The organism is Micromonospora sp. WMMD723 (assembly GCF_049863385.1).
Lineage (GTDB): Bacteria > Actinomycetota > Actinomycetes > Mycobacteriales > Micromonosporaceae > Micromonospora > Micromonospora wenchangensis.
Map to the genome: position 1 here is coordinate 3,782,279 of NZ_JBMKNR010000001.1, position 18,242 is coordinate 3,800,520.

Consider the following 18,242-nt stretch of genomic DNA (forward strand, 5'->3'; position numbering starts at 1 on the left):
GGTTACCGTGCCAGCGGTCGACCATGGTGGCCGGCACGCGAACAGGCAATGGAGGACGTGGTGGTCTTCAAGCGGCTCATGCAGTCGATGGGGGTGGGCGGTCCGTCGGTGGAGACCGTGCTCGCCAACCCGAACTGCCGTCCGGGCGGGGTGCTGGAGGGACGGGTGCACGTGGCCGGCGGCGACCACGCCACCGACATCGAGTACGTGGCGCTCGGTCTGGTCACCCGGGTCGAGGTGGAGGGCGCCGACTCCGAGTACGAGACCACCCAGGAGTTCGCCCGGCAGCAGGTCACCGGCCCGTTTCGGCTGGAGGCGGGCCAGCGGTACGACATCCCGTTCCGGTTCGCGGTGCCGTGGGAGACCCCGCTGACCGACCTGTACGGCCACCGGCTGCACGGGATGACGATGGGGCTGCGTACCGAGCTGGAGGTGGCCCGCGCGGTCGACAAGGGTGACCTGGACGCGGTGTCGGTGCATCCGCTGCCGGCCCAGGAGCGGCTGCTGGAGGCGCTGCTGCGGCTGGGCTTCCGGTTCGCCCGCGCCGACGTCGAGCGCGGCCACATCTATGGCGTACGGCAGAGCCTGCCGTTCTACCAGGAGATCGAGTTCTACCCCGCCCCGCAGTACGCCGGGGCGATCAACCAGCTCGAGGTCACCTTCGTCACCGACCCGCACCAGATGCAGGTGGTGCTGGAGCTGGACAAGCGCGGCGGGCTGTTTACCGAGGGCCGGGACACCTTCGGCCGGTTCACCGTCGACCACGCCAACGCCGACCGCACCGACTGGGCCGCCCAGCTCGACGGCTGGCTCCGCCAGTCCCTCCAACGCCGGGGCCTCTTCTCCTGACCCACCCCGCCCCCGCATCCCCCCTCCCGCCCCGCCCGCCCCGCCCGCCTGCCCCGCCCTGGTGATCAAGAAGTTTGCGTCAAGTTCGATCTTCAGGATGACGCAAACCTCTTGATCACCGGGGCAGGCGCGGGACGCGCGGGGGCGCGGGGGGAGGGAGTGGTGGGGCGGGAGGGCTGTCAGAGGTCCAGGAGGAGGGTGCGGGGGCCGATGTTGATGCTCTCGACGAGCATGTGGGCGCGGAAGCGGCCCGTCTCGACCGTCGCGCCCCGGGCCCGCAGCTCCTCTACCACGGCGGTGACCAGCGGTTCGGCCACCTCGGCGGGGGCGGCGGCGGTCCAGCCCGGCCGGCGGCCCCGGCGGGTGTCGCCGTAGAGGGTGAACTGGCTGACCAGCAGGACCGGGGCGCCGGTGTCGGCGGCGCTGCGCTCGTCGTCGAGGATGCGCAGCTCGTGCACCTTGCGGGCCATCGTGCGGGCCAGCTCGGGGGTGTCGGTGTGGGTGATCCCGAGCAGCACCAGCAGGCCGTCGGTGATCGCGCCGACCACCTCGCCGTCGACGGTGACGCTGGCCCGGCCGACGGTCTGCACCACCGCCCGCATCAGTCGGTCACCGGCTCGACGATGCCCCGCTCGACCAGGTGCGCCACGATCGGGCCGGCCGCCTCGGCCAGCTCGTCGGTGGTGACGTCGTGCGCGGCGGCGAGCAGGGCGAGCTGGTCGCGCAGCGGCAACCGCCCGTCGCAGCCGCCGACCAGGGCCAGCACCAGCGGGTCGATCTCCTCGCTCCAGCGCAGCCCGTGCGGCATCGTCAGGACCTGCCGGTCCACCGCCCAGCCCTCGTCGCCGATGGTCGCCTCCTGCCGCAGTTGCAGCCCCGGGGCGGCCCGGTAGCGGGCGTCGAGCATCCCGTCCCCGCCGCGGGCGCGCAGGAAGTCCTGCCGGTCGAACCAGGCGGCCACCTGGTCGCCCAGCGGGGCCTCGACCCGCTGCCGCAGATCCTCCACCCGGACGACGGGATCGGTGTGCCCGCCCCGGCGCAGCGAGACGATGCCGAACCCGACCGCCTCGATCTTGTGCGTGTCGAACCAGTCCAGCCAGGCCGCCGCCCGGTGCGGGTCGGCCGCCTCGCCGACGTCGGTCAGCCACAGGTTGACGTACGCCATCGGGTCGGCGACCTCGCGTTGGATCACCCAGGCGTCCAGGCCGGTGCCGGCGAACCAGCCGGTCACCCGCTCGGCCCAGTCCTCCCCGGCGACGTGCACCCAGTTGGCCAGGTACTGCATGGTGCCGCCCTCGGTGAGCAGGCCCGGGGCGGCGGCGGCCAGTTCCGCGCCGATCGCGTCGCCGACCCGGCCGGAGTCCCGGTAGACGTGGGTGGTGGTGCCCGGCCCGACCACGAACGGAGGGTTGCTGACCACCAGGTCGAACCGGCGGCCGGCCACCGGGGCGACCAGGTCGCCGCGGAGCAGTTCCCAGTCCTGCCCGTTGAGGGCGGCGGTGGTGGCGGCGAAGCGCAGTGCCCGCTCCGACACGTCGGTGGCGGTGACCCGCCGGGCCCGGGTCGCCAGGTGCAGGGCCTGCACACCGGAGCCGGTGCCGAGGTCCAGCGCGGTGTCCACCGGGCGGCGGACGGTCGCCCCGATCAGGGTCTGGGTGGCTCCGCCGATACCGAGCACGTGTTCGCTGGGCAGCGGCCGGCCGGGGCGGGCGCTGGCCGGCACGTCGGCGAGCACCCACCAGTCGTCCCCGTACGGCTCCAGGTCGACCCCGGCGCGCAGGCCGTCGCCGGACGGCTCGACCAGGCCGGCGGCGACGGCCTCGGCGAGGTCGAGCGGGGCGAGCGCGGCGGCGACCGCCGACTCGGGCTCGGTCTGGTCGCAGACGAACACCCGGATCAGGGTGGCCAGCGGGTCCCGCTCCTCGGTGGCGCGCAGCGCGGCCCGGAAGTCGTTGCGGGCCACCCCGCCGGTGGCCTGCGGCCCGAGCCGGCCGGCGATGCCGTTGGCGGTGAAGTCGGCGTCGGTGAGCGCGGTGCGCAGCGCGTCGACGCCGGCGGGGGAGAGCAGCATGTCGTAACGGTCCACCTCGTCATCCTGCCTGCCCCGGGGGCGGGGGGTGGTGGGCACCCGTCGACTTCCATAACACCAGCTCAATCCCCTGGCCGTTATCTCTGTTACGTACGTCGATGTCTCGTTAACATTCCCTCCAACATCCGTCGATGGGACGTTCGGACGGCCCCCGTCTGTCCGGTCGTACCCGGTAGGGAGTTCAGACGATGTCCGACGTGTCCGTCCCCCGGCGTCACGCGCTCCGCGCGGTCGCCGTCGCGGCCGCCGCCGCGGCCCTCTCCGTCGCCGCGGGCGCCCCCGCCCTCGCCGCCCCCACCGGCCAGATCCGCTACGCCTCCGCCCCGGACGCGATCAGCGGCAGCTACCTGGTCGTGCTGAAGGGCGAGGCCGTCGGCGCCGCCAACAGCCGCGCCGCCCGGACCGCCGTGCCGGACCGGGCCGCCAGCCTCACCAAGCGGTACGGCGGCAACGTCGCCGACGTCTACAGCGCCGCGCTCACCGGGTTCAGCGCGAAGATGAGCGCCAGCCAGGCCCGTCGGCTCGCCGCCGACCCGTCGGTGGCGTACGTCGAGCAGGACCGGGTGATGACCGTCCAGGCGACCCAGACCAACCCGCCCTCCTGGGGCCTGGACCGGATCGACCAGCGCAACCTGCCGCTGAACTCCAGCTACACCTACCCGAACACGGCCACCAACGTGCGGGCGTACATCATCGACACCGGCATCCGGACCACCCACACCGACTTCGGCGGCCGGGCCACCTGGGGCACCAACACGGTCGACTCCAACAACACCGACTGCAACGGCCACGGCACGCACGTCGCCGGCACCGTCGGCGGCACCAAGTACGGCGTGGCCAAGGGCGTCCGGCTGATCGCGGTGAAGGTGCTCAACTGCCGGGGCAGCGGCAGCACCACCGGTGTGATCAGCGGCGTCAACTGGGTGACCGCCAACGCGGTCAAGCCGGCGGTGGCCAACATGAGCCTCGGCGGCGGGGTCAGCACCACCCTCGACAACGCGGTGGCCAGCTCGATCAGCTCGGGCGTCACGTACGCCCTGGCGGCCGGCAACTCCAACGCCAACGCCTGCAACTCCTCGCCGTCGCGGGTCGCCTCGGCCATCACGGTCGGCGCCACCACCAACACCGACGCGCGGGCCTCCTACTCCAACTACGGCTCCTGCGTCGACCTGTTCGCGCCGGGCTCGAACATCACCTCGTCGTGGAACACCAACGACAGCGCCACCAACTCGATCAGTGGCACCTCGATGGCGTCCCCGCACGTCGCCGGCGCCGCCGCCCTGGTCCTGTCGGCCAACCCCTCGTACACCCCGGCGCAGGTCGCCAGCTCCCTGACCAGCAGCGCCACCCCCAACGTGGTGACCAGCCCCGGCTCGGGTTCGCCGAACCGGCTGCTCTACGTCGTGAACTGACGCCCCACGGCACCGACGGCCCGGTGGACACCTGTGTCCACCGGGCCGCGCCGTGTCCACCGGGCCGCTTCGCGTCGGGACGGGCCCGGCGCGGCGGGCCGGAGGCGGATGTCGGCCGGCCGGGCGGCCGGGGCGGGCAGGATGGGGGCATGACGCTCTCGCTGCCCATCGACGGTGAGGCCAACCGGCTGCTGGAGCGCAGCCCGCTGGCCCTGCTGACCGGGATGCTGCTCGACCAACAGGTGCCGATGGAGAAGGCGTTCTCCTCGCCGTACGTGCTGGCCCAGCGGCTGGGCCACGACCCGGACGCCCGGGAGTTGGCCGGCTACGATCCGCAGGAACTGGTCGAGGTCTTCGCCCGGCCGCCCGCGCTGCACCGGTTCCCGAAGGCGATGGCCGGCCGGGTGCAGGAGCTGTGCCGGGTCCTGGTCGACCGGTACGCCGGTGACGCCGGCCGGCTCTGGGCGGACGTCACCGACGGGCGGGAACTGCTGCGCCGCATCGCCGACCTGCCCGGCTTCGGCACCCAGAAGGCGCAGATCTTCGTCGCCCTGCTCGGCAAGCGGTACGACGTGCGTCCCGACGGCTGGCGGGAGGCCGCCGGCGGGTACGGCGACCCCGACACCTTCCGCTCGGTCGCCGACGTCACGGACGCGGAGTCGCTGCGCCGGGTGCGCGAGTACAAGCAGCAGGTGAAGGCGGCGGCGAGGGCGGACAGGGGCTGACGCAACCGGAGCCGGGCCGGCTCGTTGAGATCCGCGACAGCGGCGACGGGTGGACGATGGCGGACGAGCGGGGGGCGGCGCTGCTGCGCGGCGGGGGGAGTTCGCCCCGGGCGACCTTCCTCGAACTCTTCTTCGACCTGGTCTTCGTCTTCGCCCTGACCCGGGTCTCCCAGCGGATCATCGACGACCTGGGTGCGGCCGGGGAGGACCTGCCCGTCGAGATCGTCCAGACCCTGGTGATCTTCCTGGCCTTCTGGGCGGTCTGGACGTTCACCGCCTGGGTCACCAGCCGGTACGAGCCGGAACGGCCGGAGATCCAGTTCGTGGTGGTCTACGCGATGCTGGGCTGCATGGTGATGGCGGTCGCCACCCCGCGTGCGTTCGACACCCGCGCGCCGGCCTTCGCCCTCGCGTTCGTGGCGGTGCAGGTGGGCCGGCCGCTCTTCCTCACCCTGGCGTTGCGCGGCCACCCCCGCCGGCTGGTCACGGTGCGGGTCGCGGCCTGGGCGGTGGTCAGCGCCGTGCCCTGGGTGCTCGGGGCGGTGCTGCCCGGGGTGTGGCGGCTGGCCTGCTGGTCGGTGGCCGTCGTCGTCGACTACGCCGGGTTGATGGTCGGCTGGCCGGTGCCCCGACTGGGGGCGACCCGCGCCTCCACCTGGGCGGTGCTGGGGGAGCACCTGGCCGAGCGGCACCAGCAGTTCTTCCTGATCGCCCTCGGGGAGAACATTCTCGTCATCGGGTTGGCGTTCAGCGGGCACAGTTTCTCCACGGCCAGTTCCGGGGCGTTCCTGCTCTCCTTCGTCACCACCGTGCTGTTCTGGCGGATCTACTTCCACCGGGCGGGTCACCTGCTCGCCGAGGCGATCCGGGTGGCCCGTGCGCCCGGCCGGCTGGGGGAGTCGATGAGCTGGACCCATCTGGCGATCGTCGCCGGAGTGCTGACCACGGCGGTCGGCTACGAGTTGGCGATCGTGCACCCGTACGAGCGGACCGAGTTGGCCTGGGCGGTCTTCCTGACGGGTGGGCCGGCGGTCTTCCTGCTCGCCCGCGCCCGCTTCGAGCACGAGGTGTTCGGGCGGGTGTCCCGCTCCCGGATCGTCGCGGTGCTCGTCCTGGCCGTGCTGACGCCCCTGGTGACCCTGACGGTCAGCGTTGTGGCGCTCGCCGCGACCGCGACCGTGCTCGCGGCGGTCACGGTCGCGGATTTCCGCCGGGCGTACGGGCGGCCACCGGAGCGGCCCCGCCCGGCCCTGTGAACGGGCCGGTCAGGCGGCGGTGGGGCGGGACAGCGAGGCGAGCGCCCGGCGTACGTCGGCGAGCGAGACGGTGGCCGAGTCGTCCAGGTCGGCCAGGCCGGCCTCGATCCACTGCCGCATCAGGGTGGTGACGCCGATGCCCCGCGCCTCGGCCGCCGCCCGGACCCGCTCGTAGGTGTCCATCGGCAGGCGTACCGAACGGCTGACCATCGGCACGTCGGTGTCGGGGGCGGGCAGTTCCACCGGCTGACTGTCGTCGATCAGCTCGGCGAACGTGTCGTCGCCGCCGTGGAATCGCTTGATGGCCTCGTCACGGTTCATCGCCGTCGCCTCCTCTATCGGCGCGTTCTCCGCACGGTCTCGTCGTAGCGCTTGGCCTCGACGTCGCTCAGGTCGCGGGCGGAGAGGACGTCCCAGTCGTGGTCGGTGCCGTCGGCCTCGGCGAGCAGGACGGCCAGCCGTCGGCCGCGACCGCTCGCCGCGTAGACGACCGTCAGGTCCTCGCCGAGGTGCCGGATCACCCGGCGGGTGCTGTGCAACGCCTCCCAGACTTCCCCGGGGGTGACGTCGTAGACCCGCAGGTTGGCCAACGCCTCCTCGGTGAAGCTGAACCGGCTGCCCACCGCCGGAGCGTACCACGCACGTAACACGATCCCGGTATGCGTCGATTTTCGCTGATCAAGGTGGTGCGGTGACAGGATGGTGGGTAATCCCCTCAGGAGGTCCATGGTGAAGCGTCAGGCGTACCAGCCGATTCTGATCACCGACGCCTCGCGCAGCCAGGACGACCAGCTCACCAGCCGACAGAAGCGGTACGTGCTGATGATGGGCATCCGGGTGGCCTGCGTGATCGCCGGAGCGGTCCTGGTCGGCACGAAGGCCCCGCTGCTCTGGCTCTGGCTGCCCCTGGTGGCGCTGGGCATGATCCTCATCCCCTGGCTGGCGGTGCTGCTCGCCAACGACCGCCCGCCCAAGGAGGAACACCGGCTGGCCACCAGGTTCCAGCCCCGGCACCGCGACGAGACCCCGCCGATGAGCCTCACCGCCGAGGAACGCCCGCACCGGATCATCGACGCCGAACCCTGACGGGGCCGGCCGGTGCGGGCGTGGCCGGCACCGTTACCCGCCGGTCGCCTCCGGCCGGGCACCCACCATCGAGACCGCCAGGGCGCCCAGGTCGGCGGCCCTGGTCAACGCGGCCCTCGGGGTCGCGCCGGTGGTCCAGGCGGTGAGCAGGCCGGCCGCGAAGGCGTCCCCGGCCCCGGTGACGTCCACCACGGCGACCCGCAGCGACGGCGTCACCCCGACGGTGGCCCGCCGGTCCACCCAGATCGCGCCCGCCCCGCCCCGCTTGACCACCACCCGCCGGGCCGCCGCCGACAAAGCCCGCGCCTGGGCCGCCGGATCCAGCCCGCCGGCCAGCACCCCCGCCTCGTCCGCGTTGACCAGCAGCAGGTCGACGTCGCGTACCCAGGACAGGAAGGCCGCCGCGCCGATGCGCCGCAGCGGCGCGGCGGAGGCGGCGTCGACGCTGGTGGTCAGCCCGTGCTCGCGGGCGGCGGCCAACGCGCGGAGTCCGGCCGGTCGCGACCCGGCATCCAGCAGGCAGTACGCGGACAGGTGCAGATGGGCGGCGTCGGGTAGCGCCGCCAGGGCCCGGTCCACGTGGTCGGCGGTCAGCCGCAGGTTCGCCCCCCGCTCGGTGACCATGGTCCGCTCGTCGGCGGTGGCCAGCACGATCACCGTTCCGGTGGTGGCCTGCGGGTGCACCTCGACCGCGCAGTCCACCCCCGCCCGCTCCAGCTCGGCCACCCGGTCCCGGCCGGCGCTGTCGTCGCCGACCGCCCCGACCAGCGTCACCGGCGCGCGCTGGGCGGCGATCCAGGCGGCGGTGTTGGCCGCCTGCCCGCCGCCGGTGACCTTGATGGTCGCCGGGGTGTCCGAGCCGGTGGCCAGCGCTCCGGCCAGCACGGCGACCACGTCGGTGATCAGGTCGCCGACCACCACGATCCGACCGGGAGCGGTCATGCGGCGGCGCGTCCGGCCGCCGCGACCGCGATCCGGGCGGCCAGGTCGGCGTTGCGCAGGATGATCCGGACGTTGACCGCCAGGCTGGCGCCCTCGGTCGCCGAGTGGAAGTGGGCCAGCAGGAACGGAGTGACCGCCTTGCCGGTGACGCCCTCGCGGCCCAACCGGGCCAGGCCCTCGGCGAGGGTGCGGTCGTGCAGCGCCGGGTCGAGCTGCTCGTCGACCGGGAGCGGGTTGGCCACGATCAGGCCGCCGCCGTGCACCCCGTGCTGCTCGCGGGCGGCGAGCACCGCGGCGACCTGCTCGGGGGAGTCCACCGACCAGTCCAGGTCGAACCCGGACTCGGTCAGGTAGAAGCCGGGGAAACGCCGGGTGCGGTAGCCGACCACCCCGACGCCGAGGGTCTCCAGCCGCTCCAGGGTCGCCCCGACGTCGAGGATCGACTTGACCCCGGCGCAGACCACCGTGATCGGGGTACGGGCCAGGGTGACCAGGTCGGCCGACTCGTCGAAGGTCTGCGCCGCCTCCCGGTGCACCCCGCCCAGGCCGCCGGTGGCGAAGACGCCGATCCCGACGGCGGCGGCCACCGCGCTGGTGGCGGCCACGGTGGTGGCCCCGTCGGCGCCGGTGGCGGCGGCCACGGCGAGGTCGCGGACGGAGAGCTTCGCCACACCGTCGACGGTGGCGAGCCGGGTCAGCTCGGCGTCGTCGAGGCCGACGACGAGTTCGCCGCCGACCATGCCGATGGTGGCGGGAACGGCCCCGGCGTCGCGTACCGTCTGCTCGATCTGCCGGGCGACCCGCAGGTTGTCCGGTCGGGGCAGACCGTGCGAGACGATCGTGCTCTCCAGGGCGACGACGGGACGGCCGTCACGCAGGGCTTCGGCGACCTCGGTACCGGGCCGGATGTGAAAGGTGGTCACGTCAGCTACCGTAACTGGCCGCCGTCGGGGTGGGCTGCGGTGGACCGGACCCGGCCGACCTGCCAAACTTGTGCAGTTGGAGGTGTGACTGTGAGTACCGAGGTTCTTGAGCGTCCGGAGTTGAAGGACGCCGACACGGGTCCCGAGATGTTCCATTACGTGCGCAAAGAGAAGATCGCCGAGAGTGCCGTGATGGGCACCTACGTGGTGGCGCTCTGCGGCGAGACGTTCCCGGTGACCAAGGCCGCCAAGCCCGGCTCGCCGGTCTGCCCGAAGTGCAAGGAGATCTACGACTCGTACCGCGAGTGATCCGGGCGGTCCGCCGGACCGCCCCCGTAACCTTCGGCGGTGTGACCACCTCCACCGCCCTGCTCCTGGCCGACCTGACCGGGGTGGCCGTCTTCGCCGCCTCCGGTGCCTCGGCGGCGGTGGCGAAGCGGCTCGACCTGTTCGGCGTCGTCTTCGTCGGGTTCGTCGCCGCGCTGGGCGGTGGGATCTTCCGTGACCTGGTCATCGACGAGGTCCCGCCGCTCGCCTTCGCCGACTGGCGCTACGCCGCCACCGCCGCGGTCACCGCCAGCGCCGTGTTCTGGCTGCACCCGCAGCTCGCCCGGCTGCGCACCACCGTGCTGGTGCTCGACGCCGCCGGGCTCGGCCTGTTCACCGTCACCGGCACGCTCAAGGCGCTCGACGCCCGGGTGCCGGCGGTCGGCGCGGTGGTGATCGGCATGCTCACCGCGATCGGCGGCGGGCTGGGCCGGGACCTGCTCACCGCCGAGATCCCGGTGGTGCTGCGCCGGGAGATCTACGCCGTCGCCGCGCTCGCCGGATCGATCATGGTGGTGCTGCTGTCGGCGCTGGGGTACGCCGGGGCGGGCGGGCTGACCGCCGCGGCGCTGCTGGTCTTCGTGCTGCGTCTGGTGGCGCTGCGGCGACGGTGGTCGGCACCGGTGCCGACGATGCGTCCGCCGGAGACCGGCCTCGGTCGTCCACCCCGCTGACCGGCGGCGGGACCGGTCGGCGTGGTGTCGGCTGGGGTTGCCGGGCCCGGCTGGTTATGCTGGGCCGGCCTTCGCGGCATGCTCTGCGCGGAGGCGTTTTCATGGGCGGCGGTACCGTGGCCCTCGGCCCGGATCCGCCTCGTGCGGTCGGAGAGGAGCCTCGGGTGGCACCCCGGTTGCCGGCGTTGGAGACGTTCCCGCCCCTGCGCGCCTGGCAGCGCAAGGCGATGGTGGAGTACCTGCGCCGTCGTACCGAAGACTTCACCGCCGTCGCCACCCCCGGCGCCGGCAAGACCACCTTCGCCCTGCGGATCGCCGCCGAGCTGCTGGTCGACGGCACCGTCGAGGCGGTCACCGTGGTCGCCCCGACCGAGCACCTGAAGACCCAGTGGGCGCAGGCCGCCGCCCGGGTCGGCATCCAGCTCGACTCCGCGTTCCGCAACGCCGACCTGCACTCCGCCGCCGACTTCCACGGCGCGGTCGTCACCTACGCCCAGGTCGGGATGGCCCCGCAGGTGCACCGGCGGCGCACCATGACCCGCCGCACCCTGGTCATCCTCGACGAGATCCACCACGCCGGGGACTCCCGCTCCTGGGGCGACGGGGTCAAGAACGCCTTCGAACCCGCGGTACGCCGGCTGATGCTCACCGGGACGCCGTTCCGCTCCGACGACAACCCGATCCCGTTCGTCACCTACGAGCGCGGCGGCGACGGGCTGCTGCGCTCCCGCGCCGACTCGGTCTACGGCTACTCCGACGCGCTGCGCGACGGCGTCGTACGCCCGGTGCTGTTCCTGGCGTACTCGGGGGAGACCCGCTGGCGCACCAACGCCGGGGACGAGTTGGCGGCGCGGCTCGGCGAGCCGATGACCCAGGACCTGATCGCCCAGGCCTGGCGGACCGCGCTGGACCCGGCCGGGGACTGGATGCCGCAGGTGCTGCGGGCGGCCGACGCCCGGCTGACCGTGCTGCGCAACGCCGGGATGGCCGACGCCGGTGGCCTGATCATCGCCAGCGACCAGCAGAACGCCCGCTCGTACGCGAAGCTGATCGAACAGGTCACCGGGGAGAAGGCCACCGTGGTCCTCTCCGACGACCAGGGCGCGTCCGCGCGGATCGCGACGTTCGCGGCGTCCGAGCAGCGGTGGCTGGTGGCGGTCCGGATGGTCTCCGAGGGCGTCGACATCCCCCGGCTGGCGGTCGGGGTGTACGCCACCAGCGCCAGCACCCCGCTGTACTTCGCGCAGGCCATCGGCCGGTTCGTCCGGGCCCGCCGCCCCGGCGAGACCGCCTCGGTGTTCGTGCCGAGCGTGCCGCACCTGCTCGGCCTGGCCAGCGAGATGGAGGCCGAGCGGGACCACGTGCTCGGCAAGCCCAAGGACCGCGAGGGCTTCGACGACGACCTGCTGGAGCGGGCCCAACGCGACGAGCAGGCCAGCGGCGAGCTGGAGAAGCGGTTCACCGCGTTGTCCGCGACCGCCGAACTGGACCAGGTGATCTTCGACGGGGCGTCCTTCGGCACCGCCGCCCAGGCCGGCACGCCGGAGGAGGAGGAGTACCTGGGGCTGCCCGGTCTGCTCACCGCCGACCAGGTGTCGCTGCTGTTGACCAAACGGCAGGCCGACCAGCTCGCCGCGCAGCGGCGTCGGACGGCCGTCCAGGCCGCTGAGCCGGCCGCTGCGGCTCCGGCCGCGCCCGCCGTACCTCTGAGTGCCGCCCAGCGTCGGGTGGCGCTCCGGCGTCAGCTGAACGCTCTGGTGGCCGCCCGGCACCACCGCACCGGCCTGCCCCACGGCAAGATCCACGCCGAGCTGCGCCGACTCTGCGGTGGCCCGCCCAGCGCCCAGGCGACCATCGAACAGCTCGAAGAACGCATAGCCACCGTCCAGACCCTCTGACGCCCCCCCGTTCCCCTCCCGTTCTGCCCGGCCCCGCCTCGGCCCCCGTTCTTCCCGGTGATCAAGAGGTTCGCGTCGGAAACCGGTGTGATGGTGACGCGAACCTCTTGATCACCGGGCCGGTGGCGGTGGATTCCGGGCGGGAGGGGGGGGTACAGCCGGGAACGGCCGGGCGGAGGCACCCTGTGGGTGCCTCCGCCCGGCTGCGTCGTCGTAGGGGTTTCGGGTCAGTTCGCCATCAGATCGGCGCCTCGCCAGCTGAACTCGGGGTCCGTCGCGAACTTCACCGTGATCTTCACGAGATCCTCGGCGTACTTGTTCGCGTGGTGCCCACAGAACACCAACTCGCTCCCACCCGCCAGAGTGATACGGAGCTTGCCGGCAGCATTGCAGCGGTCGCACCGTTCATCGGCGGCTGGGGGAGCCACCGTTTCGGGCGGCGGCGTGAGGGTCGGGGTCATCGCCTTCCTCCTCTGGTCGTCACCGATGAACACTCTCTTCGGTCGTTGCTCACTCATCGTGCAACACCCTTACCGGGCCCCGCCTTCCCAGTGTGCCCGCGGGGGACCGAGGTCACACCTGGCGGGAAGGACAGTGTGCCGTGCACCCAGGGTGCCACGTCAACGATCACAAACACGTATTGGACGGGTCACCATCGCGTGTTCTACGCCTGGTGATCAAACCGACACGACGGGTTGACGTGACCGGCTCAGTCCAGGTAGTCCCGGAGGACCTGGGAGCGCGACGGGTGCCTGAGCTTGGACATCGTCTTGGACTCGATCTGCCGGATCCGCTCCCGGGTCACCCCGTAGACCTGGCCGATCTCGTCGAGGGTGCGCGGCTGGCCGTCGGTCAGGCCGAAACGCAGCCGGACCACCCCCGCCTCCCGCTCGGAGAGCGTCTGCAGGACCTGCTGGAGCTGGTCCTGCAGCAGGGAGAACGAGACGGCGTCGACCGCGACCACGGCCTCCGAGTCCTCGATGAAGTCACCGAGCTGGCTGTCGCCCTCGTCACCGATGGTCTGGTCGAGCGAGATCGGCTCCCGAGCGTACTGCTGGATCTCCAGCACCTTCTCGGGTGTGATGTCCATCTCCTTGGCCAGCTCCTCCGGGGTGGGCTCGCGGCCCAGGTCCTGGAGCAGCTCGCGCTGGATGCGGCCGAGCTTGTTGATCACCTCGACCATGTGCACCGGGATGCGGATCGTGCGGGCCTGGTCGGCCATCGCCCGGGTGATCGCCTGCCGGATCCACCAGGTGGCGTACGTGGAGAACTTGTAGCCCTTGGTGTAGTCGAACTTCTCGACGGCACGGATCAGGCCGAGGTTGCCCTCCTGGATGAGGTCGAGGAAGGCCATCCCCCGCCCGGTGTACCGCTTGGCCAGCGAGACGACCAGCCGGAGGTTCGCCTCCAGCAGGTGGTTCTTGGCGCGCTCGCCGTCCCGGGAGATCCAGAGCAGGTCACGCTGCATGTCGCGGGTCAGCTTCTCCTCGCCGTCGTCGGCGGCACGCAGCCGCTCGGCGGCGTAGAGCCCGGCCTCGATCCGCTTGGCCAGCTCGACCTCCTGCTCGGCGTTGAGCAGCGGAACCTTGCCGATCTGCTTGAGGTACGCCCGGACCGAGTCGGCGGAGGCGGTGAGCTCGGCGTCCCGACGGGCCTGCTTGAGCGCCTCGGACTCCTCGTCGTCCCACTCGAAGTCGTTGTCGGTGGCGGAGGCGGCGGCGTCGGTCTCGGCGGCCCGGGCCAACTCGGCCGGCTCCTCCACCACCACGTCCTCGATCTCCGCGGCCAGCTGCTCGGGATCGATCTCGCCCTCGGCGCCCTCGCCCTTGGCCTTCGTGGCGACCTTGCCGGCCCCGGCGGCGGCCACCGTCGCCTTGGTGGCACGGGTCGACTTCGTCGCCTTGGCGGCCGGCGTGGCGGCCTTCGCGGCCACCCCGGCGGTGGTGGCCGCCTTACGCGGGGCCGCCTTGCGGGGGGCGGGCGCGGTGGTCTCCTCGGCGGCGGGTGCCTGCTTCGGGGCCGGCGCGACGGCCTTCTTGGTGGTCTTGGCGGTGGTGGCCCGCGAGGCCGGTGTGGCCGACCGGGCGGCGGCCACCCGGCGGGGACGGGTGCTGGCGGAGCCGTCGACCACCACGGTGACGCCCGCCTCGGAGAGCGCCCGCAGGATCTTCTTGGCCTGGGCCGGGGTCACCTCGGCGGACTCGACGGTGCGCGCGAGCTGGGCCGACGTCAACTGACCACCGGCGCTCTGGGCGTGGGCGATCAGGGTGTCGGTGAGCGAGCGAACGTCGGCGCCGGGCTGGCGGGGTTCTGTCACGAATGACCTTCCGGAGGCGAAGAGCGAGCACGGCCGGAGTCGTCCGGCGCAGCGTGGCATGCCGCGCCGTCGACGTCGTTGAGTGGCCCCCGTGTCCCGGGCCGGCTGTGCGGCGGTGGTCCGTGGCGCGTGGGCAGGGTGAATTGTAACCCCGGTTGGCGCGATCATCCTGCGGCGCACGGCAACCGGCCGTCTGTACCGCCGGTTCGGCACGGATGTCGACTTTGCGGCCATCTTATCGACCCGCCCCGCCGGTCGGTCGGTCGATGCCGGAAACCGCCTGTCGCACCGGGTGCGCCCGGCCGCGACGGCGCCTGCCTATGCTGTCCGGACGAGATCGACGACGCGCGGCGGGGCACGCGCCGCGCCGGACGGCGGGGCGGGACGCGGTCGGCTCCCGACCGGTACGCCCGGTGCGCGCCCGGCGGCCGCGAAGGGGGCAGGGTTCGATGACGGGTTCGACGCCCACCGCGCGGGAACTGCTCGGGATCGCCGTCGAGGTGGCCCGGGAGGCGGCCGGCACGGCGGCCCGGATGCGGGCCGAGGGGGTCTCGGTCGCGGCGACCAAGAGCACCGCCACCGACGTCGTCACCGCGGCCGACCGGGCGGTGGAACGGCAGGTGGTGGCAGCCCTGCGTGCGGCCCGTCCGGCCGACGTGGTGTACGGCGAGGAGTACGGCGGTGTGGAGGCCGGCGCGGACGGCGTGCGCTGGATCGTCGACCCGATCGACGGCACGGTGAACTACCTGTACGGGCTGCCGTACTGCGCGGTCTCGCTCGCCGCCGAGGTTGCCGGCCGGGTGGTCGCCGGAGTGGTGCGCAACGTCGTGACCGGCGAGGAGTGGACCGCCACCGCCGGTGGTGGGGCCTGGCGCGACGGCCGGCGGCTGCGCTGTTCAGCGGAGACGGAGCTGGGACAGGCGCTGGTCGCCACCGGATTCGGCTACGACGCCGGCCGTCGCCGGCATCAGGCCAGGGTGGTCGCCGAGTTGATCGGGGACGTGCGGGACATCCGGCGGATGGGGGCGGCGGCGCTGGACCTGTGCCTGGCCGCCGAGGGGCGGGTCGACGCCTACTACGAGAAGGGGCTGGCCGCCTGGGACCTGGCCGCGGGCGGGCTGGTCGCCGCGGAGGCCGGACTGCGGGTGACCGGCCTGAACGGCCGCCCGGCCGGCCCCGACCTGGTCATCGCGGCCCCACCGGCGCTGTTCACGCCGCTGCACACCCGACTGGCCGCGCTGGACGCCTCCGGCGGCCCCTGAACACCGGGCCGGCCGCCATCCGGCTGCCGGAACATGGCGAGGCAGCCGGACGGCGGGGAACGGCGGTGGGGTCGGTCGGTCGCCGGGGACCGGCGGGGCCGGTTACTTGTCCTCCACCGGCATCGGGCAGGAGCCCTCGGGGGCGACCGGCGCGCCCAGGTCGCCGAGGGACTGGTTGACCTCGGTGGTGGTGGCCAGCTGCTGGAAGCTGTCGCCCAGCACCACGTCGACCGTGTCGTCCTGGCGCTTGGGGTCGTAGTCGCGTTCGGCGTTGTTGAGGAAGAAGGCGCGCAGCAGGTGCGCCGAGCCGACCCCCTTGGGGCCGAACCGCAGCAGCGCGACGCCGTCGAAGTGCGCGGCGTTGCCCTCCTTCTTGACCTGGAACTTCCGGTTGCGGAAGTCGTCGCCCACGCTGCTGGCCAGGCCCGGCTCGCCGGTGCCGTTCAGGATGTTGATCTTGACATCCTTGTACGTGCGCAGGGACAGGTCGGCCAGCGGCCAGCCCTCGGGGCAGCCCTTGGCGTTGGCCCCGCTGCCCTGGGTGTCGCGGACCACGGCGACGATGACGATGACCAGGGCGACGACCGCCAGCAGGCCGACGACAACGAGTGCTCGCACTCGCGCAAAGCTCATCTGGGTGCTCCCCGGACAGTGGGTGGTGGCGGCGAACGTCGGCGGCGGGCGGCGCCGTCGGCCGTCGAGTACGCCGCTGAGGTTAACGGTTGTCCGGCGGACGCGTGGAAACAGTCCGACATGCCGGCGCGCCAACCGGGAACGGGGTACTACTACCCCTATCTTCGTGTCGCCTGAGTCACATTGGGAACATCTTGGGCCGCTGGGGCGTACATGTCTGCCGCGAGGGCGGTATACATGCCTCGCCCGGTAGGGGGTAAGGTACCGCGCTCGTCGGGTCCTGCCCCCGGCGACCTTGATCCAGAGGCCGTCGGGTCGGGCGACCGACACACATTGGTGGCCGGCCAGTGGGAACCGAAACAGCGTCGCCCGGCGTTACAACCGGAAGCGACAACATCGATATGGGAGAGTGAAACCGATGGCCACCGACTACGACGCCCCGCGTCGCGACGAGGTCGACCTCGGCGAGGACAGCCTGGAAGAGCTCAAGGCCCGGCGGGTCGACTCACAGTCGGGCGCCGTGGACGTCGACGAGGCCGAGGTGGCCGAGAGCTTCGAGCTGCCCGGCGCCGACCTGGCCGACGAGGAGCTGACCGTGAAGGTCCTCCCGATGCAGCAGGACGAGTTCCGGTGCGGACGCTGCTTCCTGGTGCACCACCGCAGCCAGTTGGCGGTCGAGCGCAACGGCGACCTGATCTGCCGCGAGTGCGTCTGAGCACCCACCACACCAGCGGCGGCCTCCTCGCGGGGCCGCCGCTGCCCGAGCCGCCGTGCGGGTACGGCGGGTTGCTGCTTGACTCGTGGTAGGCGCGTCCACCGGACCGGTGGACACCACGGGAGGGGCAGACGGATGAACGAGCACGGCGGGTCCGATCCGGACGGTCCGAAGTCCGACGCCGGCCCGCCCGTCGTCGTTCCCGGAGACGGCCGGACCGGCACCGACCCGACCGGCACCGACCCGGCCGGTGCCGATCCGGCTGGTACCGATCCGCCCGTCCGGCCCGGCGCCGACCCGGCCGGCGACGAGCTGGGTGCCACGGTGGCGGCGCTGACCGCCGACGACATCGCGCCCGCCCGCCGTCGGCAACTGCTCACCCGGCTCGTCGGGCAGGCCCGGGGCCGGGGCATCGCCGACCTGTTCAAGCCGAGGGCGGCGCTGCGCTGGATGACCGACACGGTCGCCGACGTCGCGCCGCACATCCCCGTCCGCGACCTGGCGACGCTGCGGCGGCACTTCCCCGGCCTGGACGACGAGGCGCTCGCCGACCGGCTGGTCCGCAACGCCACCCGGGCCACCGCAGGGGTGGGCGCGGCCGGAGGCGGCGTCGCAGCGGTGGAGTGGGCGGTCGCCCCGACCCTGCTGTCCGCGCCGGTGCTGCTCGCCGCCGAGACGGTGGCCGTGGTGTCGATCGAACTCAAGCTGATCGGTGAGCTGCACGAGATCTACGGCGCACCGCTGCCCACCGGCGGCACCCCCCGGACCATCGCCCTGGTCCAGTCCTGGGCCAGCCAGCGGGGGATCAACCCGATGATGCCGGGCGTCGGGGTGAGCGCGGTGCTCGGCACCGCCGCCCGCAAGGAGCTGCGGGACACCCTGCTCAAGCGATTCGGCCGCAACCTGACCACGCTGGGCCCGTTCCTCACCGGTGCGGCAGTGGCCAGCTACCTCAACCGGCGGGCCACCCGGTCCCTGGCCGACCAGCTCCGCCGCGACCTGCGCAAACAGCGCCGGGAGCTGCCCGGCGGGCCACCCGCCCTGCCTGCCCCCGGCCAGCCCTGACCCGGCCGGCCCTGACCTCGAACCGCCCCGAACCGACCCCGGCCGACCGGTCCGGGCGGCGCGTCGGGC

General features: G+C 73.0%; 20 protein-coding genes. 11 read left to right on the forward strand and 9 right to left on the reverse strand.

Annotated elements, in window-relative coordinates; translation table 11 throughout:
* The first annotated feature begins 60 nt into the window (after positions 1-60).
* On the forward strand, positions 61-849 hold the full coding sequence (locus ACN261_RS17070; RefSeq protein ID WP_204924161.1) for a sporulation protein: 789 nt from the start codon (positions 61-63) through the stop codon (positions 847-849).
* A gap of 179 nt (positions 850-1,028) precedes the next feature.
* On the opposite strand, the gene dtd is transcribed toward ACN261_RS17070, so the two are convergent.
* Together dtd and ACN261_RS17080 are read right to left on the reverse strand one after the other, a co-directional pair.
* The gene (gene dtd, locus ACN261_RS17075) at positions 1,029-1,451 is read right to left on the reverse strand and encodes a D-aminoacyl-tRNA deacylase (RefSeq protein ID WP_421486349.1); all 423 of its coding nucleotides are present in this window, start codon (positions 1,449-1,451) and stop codon (positions 1,029-1,031) included.
* Entirely contained in the window at positions 1,451-2,935 is a 1,485-nt protein-coding gene (locus ACN261_RS17080; RefSeq protein WP_425851027.1) for a DUF7059 domain-containing protein, read from the reverse strand. The genes dtd and ACN261_RS17080 overlap by 1 nt, the downstream gene beginning before the upstream one ends.
* A gap of 191 nt (positions 2,936-3,126) precedes the next feature.
* Here ACN261_RS17080 and ACN261_RS17085 point away from each other — a divergent pair, with 191 nt between their 5' ends.
* From ACN261_RS17085 to ACN261_RS17095, 3 genes are all read left to right on the forward strand, one after another.
* Positions 3,127-4,350: a S8 family peptidase gene (locus tag ACN261_RS17085; protein WP_421486353.1), complete on the forward strand. Its 1,224-nt coding sequence runs from the start codon at positions 3,127-3,129 to the stop codon at positions 4,348-4,350.
* Positions 4,351-4,499: 149 nt separating this feature from the next.
* Complete coding sequence (locus ACN261_RS17090; RefSeq protein ID WP_421486354.1) at positions 4,500-5,075, forward strand: HhH-GPD-type base excision DNA repair protein; 576 nt, start codon at positions 4,500-4,502, stop codon at positions 5,073-5,075.
* Between the two features lie 56 nt (positions 5,076-5,131).
* Positions 5,132-6,331, forward strand: coding sequence for a low temperature requirement protein A (locus ACN261_RS17095; protein ID WP_421486356.1), 1,200 nt, complete (start codon positions 5,132-5,134; stop codon positions 6,329-6,331).
* A gap of 9 nt (positions 6,332-6,340) precedes the next feature.
* Here the strand turns inward: ACN261_RS17095 and ACN261_RS17100 are convergent, their stop codons facing one another.
* A complete protein-coding gene (locus ACN261_RS17100; RefSeq protein ID WP_302741505.1) occupies positions 6,341-6,652 on the reverse strand; it encodes a hypothetical protein in 312 nt (103 codons plus the stop codon).
* 14 nt (positions 6,653-6,666) lie between these two features.
* The gene (locus tag ACN261_RS17105; protein ID WP_281899565.1) at positions 6,667-6,954 is read right to left on the reverse strand and encodes a hypothetical protein; all 288 of its coding nucleotides are present in this window, start codon (positions 6,952-6,954) and stop codon (positions 6,667-6,669) included.
* Between the two features lie 103 nt (positions 6,955-7,057).
* Between ACN261_RS17105 and ACN261_RS17110 the strand changes: the two genes are divergently transcribed.
* The gene (locus ACN261_RS17110) at positions 7,058-7,417 is read left to right on the forward strand and encodes a DUF3099 domain-containing protein (RefSeq protein ID WP_194821888.1); all 360 of its coding nucleotides are present in this window, start codon (positions 7,058-7,060) and stop codon (positions 7,415-7,417) included.
* Positions 7,418-7,450: 33 nt separating this feature from the next.
* On the opposite strand, the gene ACN261_RS17115 is transcribed toward ACN261_RS17110, so the two are convergent.
* A complete protein-coding gene (locus tag ACN261_RS17115; RefSeq protein ID WP_421486358.1) occupies positions 7,451-8,359 on the reverse strand; it encodes a carbohydrate kinase family protein in 909 nt (302 codons plus the stop codon).
* Positions 8,356-9,282, reverse strand: coding sequence for a pseudouridine-5'-phosphate glycosidase (locus ACN261_RS17120; protein WP_421486359.1), 927 nt, complete (start codon positions 9,280-9,282; stop codon positions 8,356-8,358). The genes ACN261_RS17115 and ACN261_RS17120 overlap by 4 nt, the downstream gene beginning before the upstream one ends.
* 84 nt (positions 9,283-9,366) lie before the next feature.
* On the opposite strand from ACN261_RS17120, the gene ACN261_RS17125 reads away from it, so the two are divergent.
* The 3 genes from ACN261_RS17125 to ACN261_RS17135 all read left to right on the forward strand — a co-directional run bounded on the left by ACN261_RS17125 (position 9,367) and on the right by ACN261_RS17135 (position 12,181).
* Complete coding sequence (locus ACN261_RS17125; RefSeq protein ID WP_176739083.1) at positions 9,367-9,591, forward strand: DUF3039 domain-containing protein; 225 nt, start codon at positions 9,367-9,369, stop codon at positions 9,589-9,591.
* A gap of 41 nt (positions 9,592-9,632) precedes the next feature.
* The gene (locus ACN261_RS17130) at positions 9,633-10,283 is read left to right on the forward strand and encodes a trimeric intracellular cation channel family protein (protein WP_421486360.1); all 651 of its coding nucleotides are present in this window, start codon (positions 9,633-9,635) and stop codon (positions 10,281-10,283) included.
* Between the two features lie 164 nt (positions 10,284-10,447).
* Positions 10,448-12,181 (forward strand): DEAD/DEAH box helicase, encoded by a 1,734-nt coding sequence (locus ACN261_RS17135; RefSeq protein WP_088646427.1) that lies wholly within the window; start codon positions 10,448-10,450, stop codon positions 12,179-12,181.
* 227 nt (positions 12,182-12,408) lie between these two features.
* Here ACN261_RS17135 and ACN261_RS17140 read toward each other — a convergent pair whose 3' ends face one another.
* Together ACN261_RS17140 and ACN261_RS17145 are read right to left on the reverse strand one after the other, a co-directional pair.
* Positions 12,409-12,642, reverse strand: a complete 234-nt coding sequence (locus tag ACN261_RS17140) for a DUF7455 domain-containing protein (RefSeq protein WP_088646450.1) — start codon at positions 12,640-12,642, stop codon at positions 12,409-12,411.
* Positions 12,643-12,890: 248 nt separating this feature from the next.
* Positions 12,891-14,498, reverse strand: a complete 1,608-nt coding sequence (locus tag ACN261_RS17145) for an RNA polymerase sigma factor (protein WP_425851032.1) — start codon at positions 14,496-14,498, stop codon at positions 12,891-12,893.
* A gap of 449 nt (positions 14,499-14,947) precedes the next feature.
* Between ACN261_RS17145 and ACN261_RS17150 the strand changes: the two genes are divergently transcribed.
* A complete protein-coding gene (locus tag ACN261_RS17150; protein ID WP_421486363.1) occupies positions 14,948-15,760 on the forward strand; it encodes an inositol monophosphatase family protein in 813 nt (270 codons plus the stop codon).
* 102 nt (positions 15,761-15,862) lie between these two features.
* Here ACN261_RS17150 and ACN261_RS17155 read toward each other — a convergent pair whose 3' ends face one another.
* Positions 15,863-16,378: a LytR C-terminal domain-containing protein gene (locus ACN261_RS17155; RefSeq protein ID WP_363656431.1), complete on the reverse strand. Its 516-nt coding sequence runs from the start codon at positions 16,376-16,378 to the stop codon at positions 15,863-15,865.
* A gap of 433 nt (positions 16,379-16,811) precedes the next feature.
* On the opposite strand from ACN261_RS17155, the gene ACN261_RS17160 reads away from it, so the two are divergent.
* Together ACN261_RS17160 and ACN261_RS17165 are read left to right on the forward strand one after the other, a co-directional pair.
* A complete protein-coding gene (locus ACN261_RS17160) occupies positions 16,812-17,108 on the forward strand; it encodes a DUF4193 domain-containing protein (protein ID WP_067315205.1) in 297 nt (98 codons plus the stop codon).
* Positions 17,109-17,243: 135 nt separating this feature from the next.
* Entirely contained in the window at positions 17,244-18,173 is a 930-nt protein-coding gene (locus tag ACN261_RS17165; RefSeq protein WP_421486365.1) for a hypothetical protein, read from the forward strand.
* Positions 18,174-18,242: the final 69 nt, after the last annotated feature.

Bases quoted from the DNA above. Each gene is read 5' to 3' on its own strand.
- dtd (WP_421486349.1), bottom strand. From the start codon at position 1,451: ATGCGGGCGGTGGTGCAGACCGTCGGCCGGGCCAGCGTCACCGTCGAC.
- ACN261_RS17085 (WP_421486353.1), top strand. From the start codon at position 3,127: ATGTCCGACGTGTCCGTCCCCCGGCGTCACGCGCTCCGCGCGGTCGCC.
- ACN261_RS17090 (WP_421486354.1), top strand. From the start codon at position 4,500: ATGACGCTCTCGCTGCCCATCGACGGTGAGGCCAACCGGCTGCTGGAG.
- ACN261_RS17095 (WP_421486356.1), top strand. From the start codon at position 5,132: ATGGCGGACGAGCGGGGGGCGGCGCTGCTGCGCGGCGGGGGGAGTTCG.
- ACN261_RS17100 (WP_302741505.1), bottom strand. From the start codon at position 6,652: ATGAACCGTGACGAGGCCATCAAGCGATTCCACGGCGGCGACGACACG.
- ACN261_RS17110 (WP_194821888.1), top strand. From the start codon at position 7,058: ATGGTGAAGCGTCAGGCGTACCAGCCGATTCTGATCACCGACGCCTCG.
- ACN261_RS17115 (WP_421486358.1), bottom strand. From the start codon at position 8,359: ATGACCGCTCCCGGTCGGATCGTGGTGGTCGGCGACCTGATCACCGAC.
- ACN261_RS17140 (WP_088646450.1), bottom strand. From the start codon at position 12,642: ATGACCCCGACCCTCACGCCGCCGCCCGAAACGGTGGCTCCCCCAGCC.
- ACN261_RS17150 (WP_421486363.1), top strand. From the start codon at position 14,948: ATGACGGGTTCGACGCCCACCGCGCGGGAACTGCTCGGGATCGCCGTC.
- ACN261_RS17160 (WP_067315205.1), top strand. From the start codon at position 16,812: ATGGCCACCGACTACGACGCCCCGCGTCGCGACGAGGTCGACCTCGGC.
- ACN261_RS17165 (WP_421486365.1), top strand. From the start codon at position 17,244: ATGAACGAGCACGGCGGGTCCGATCCGGACGGTCCGAAGTCCGACGCC.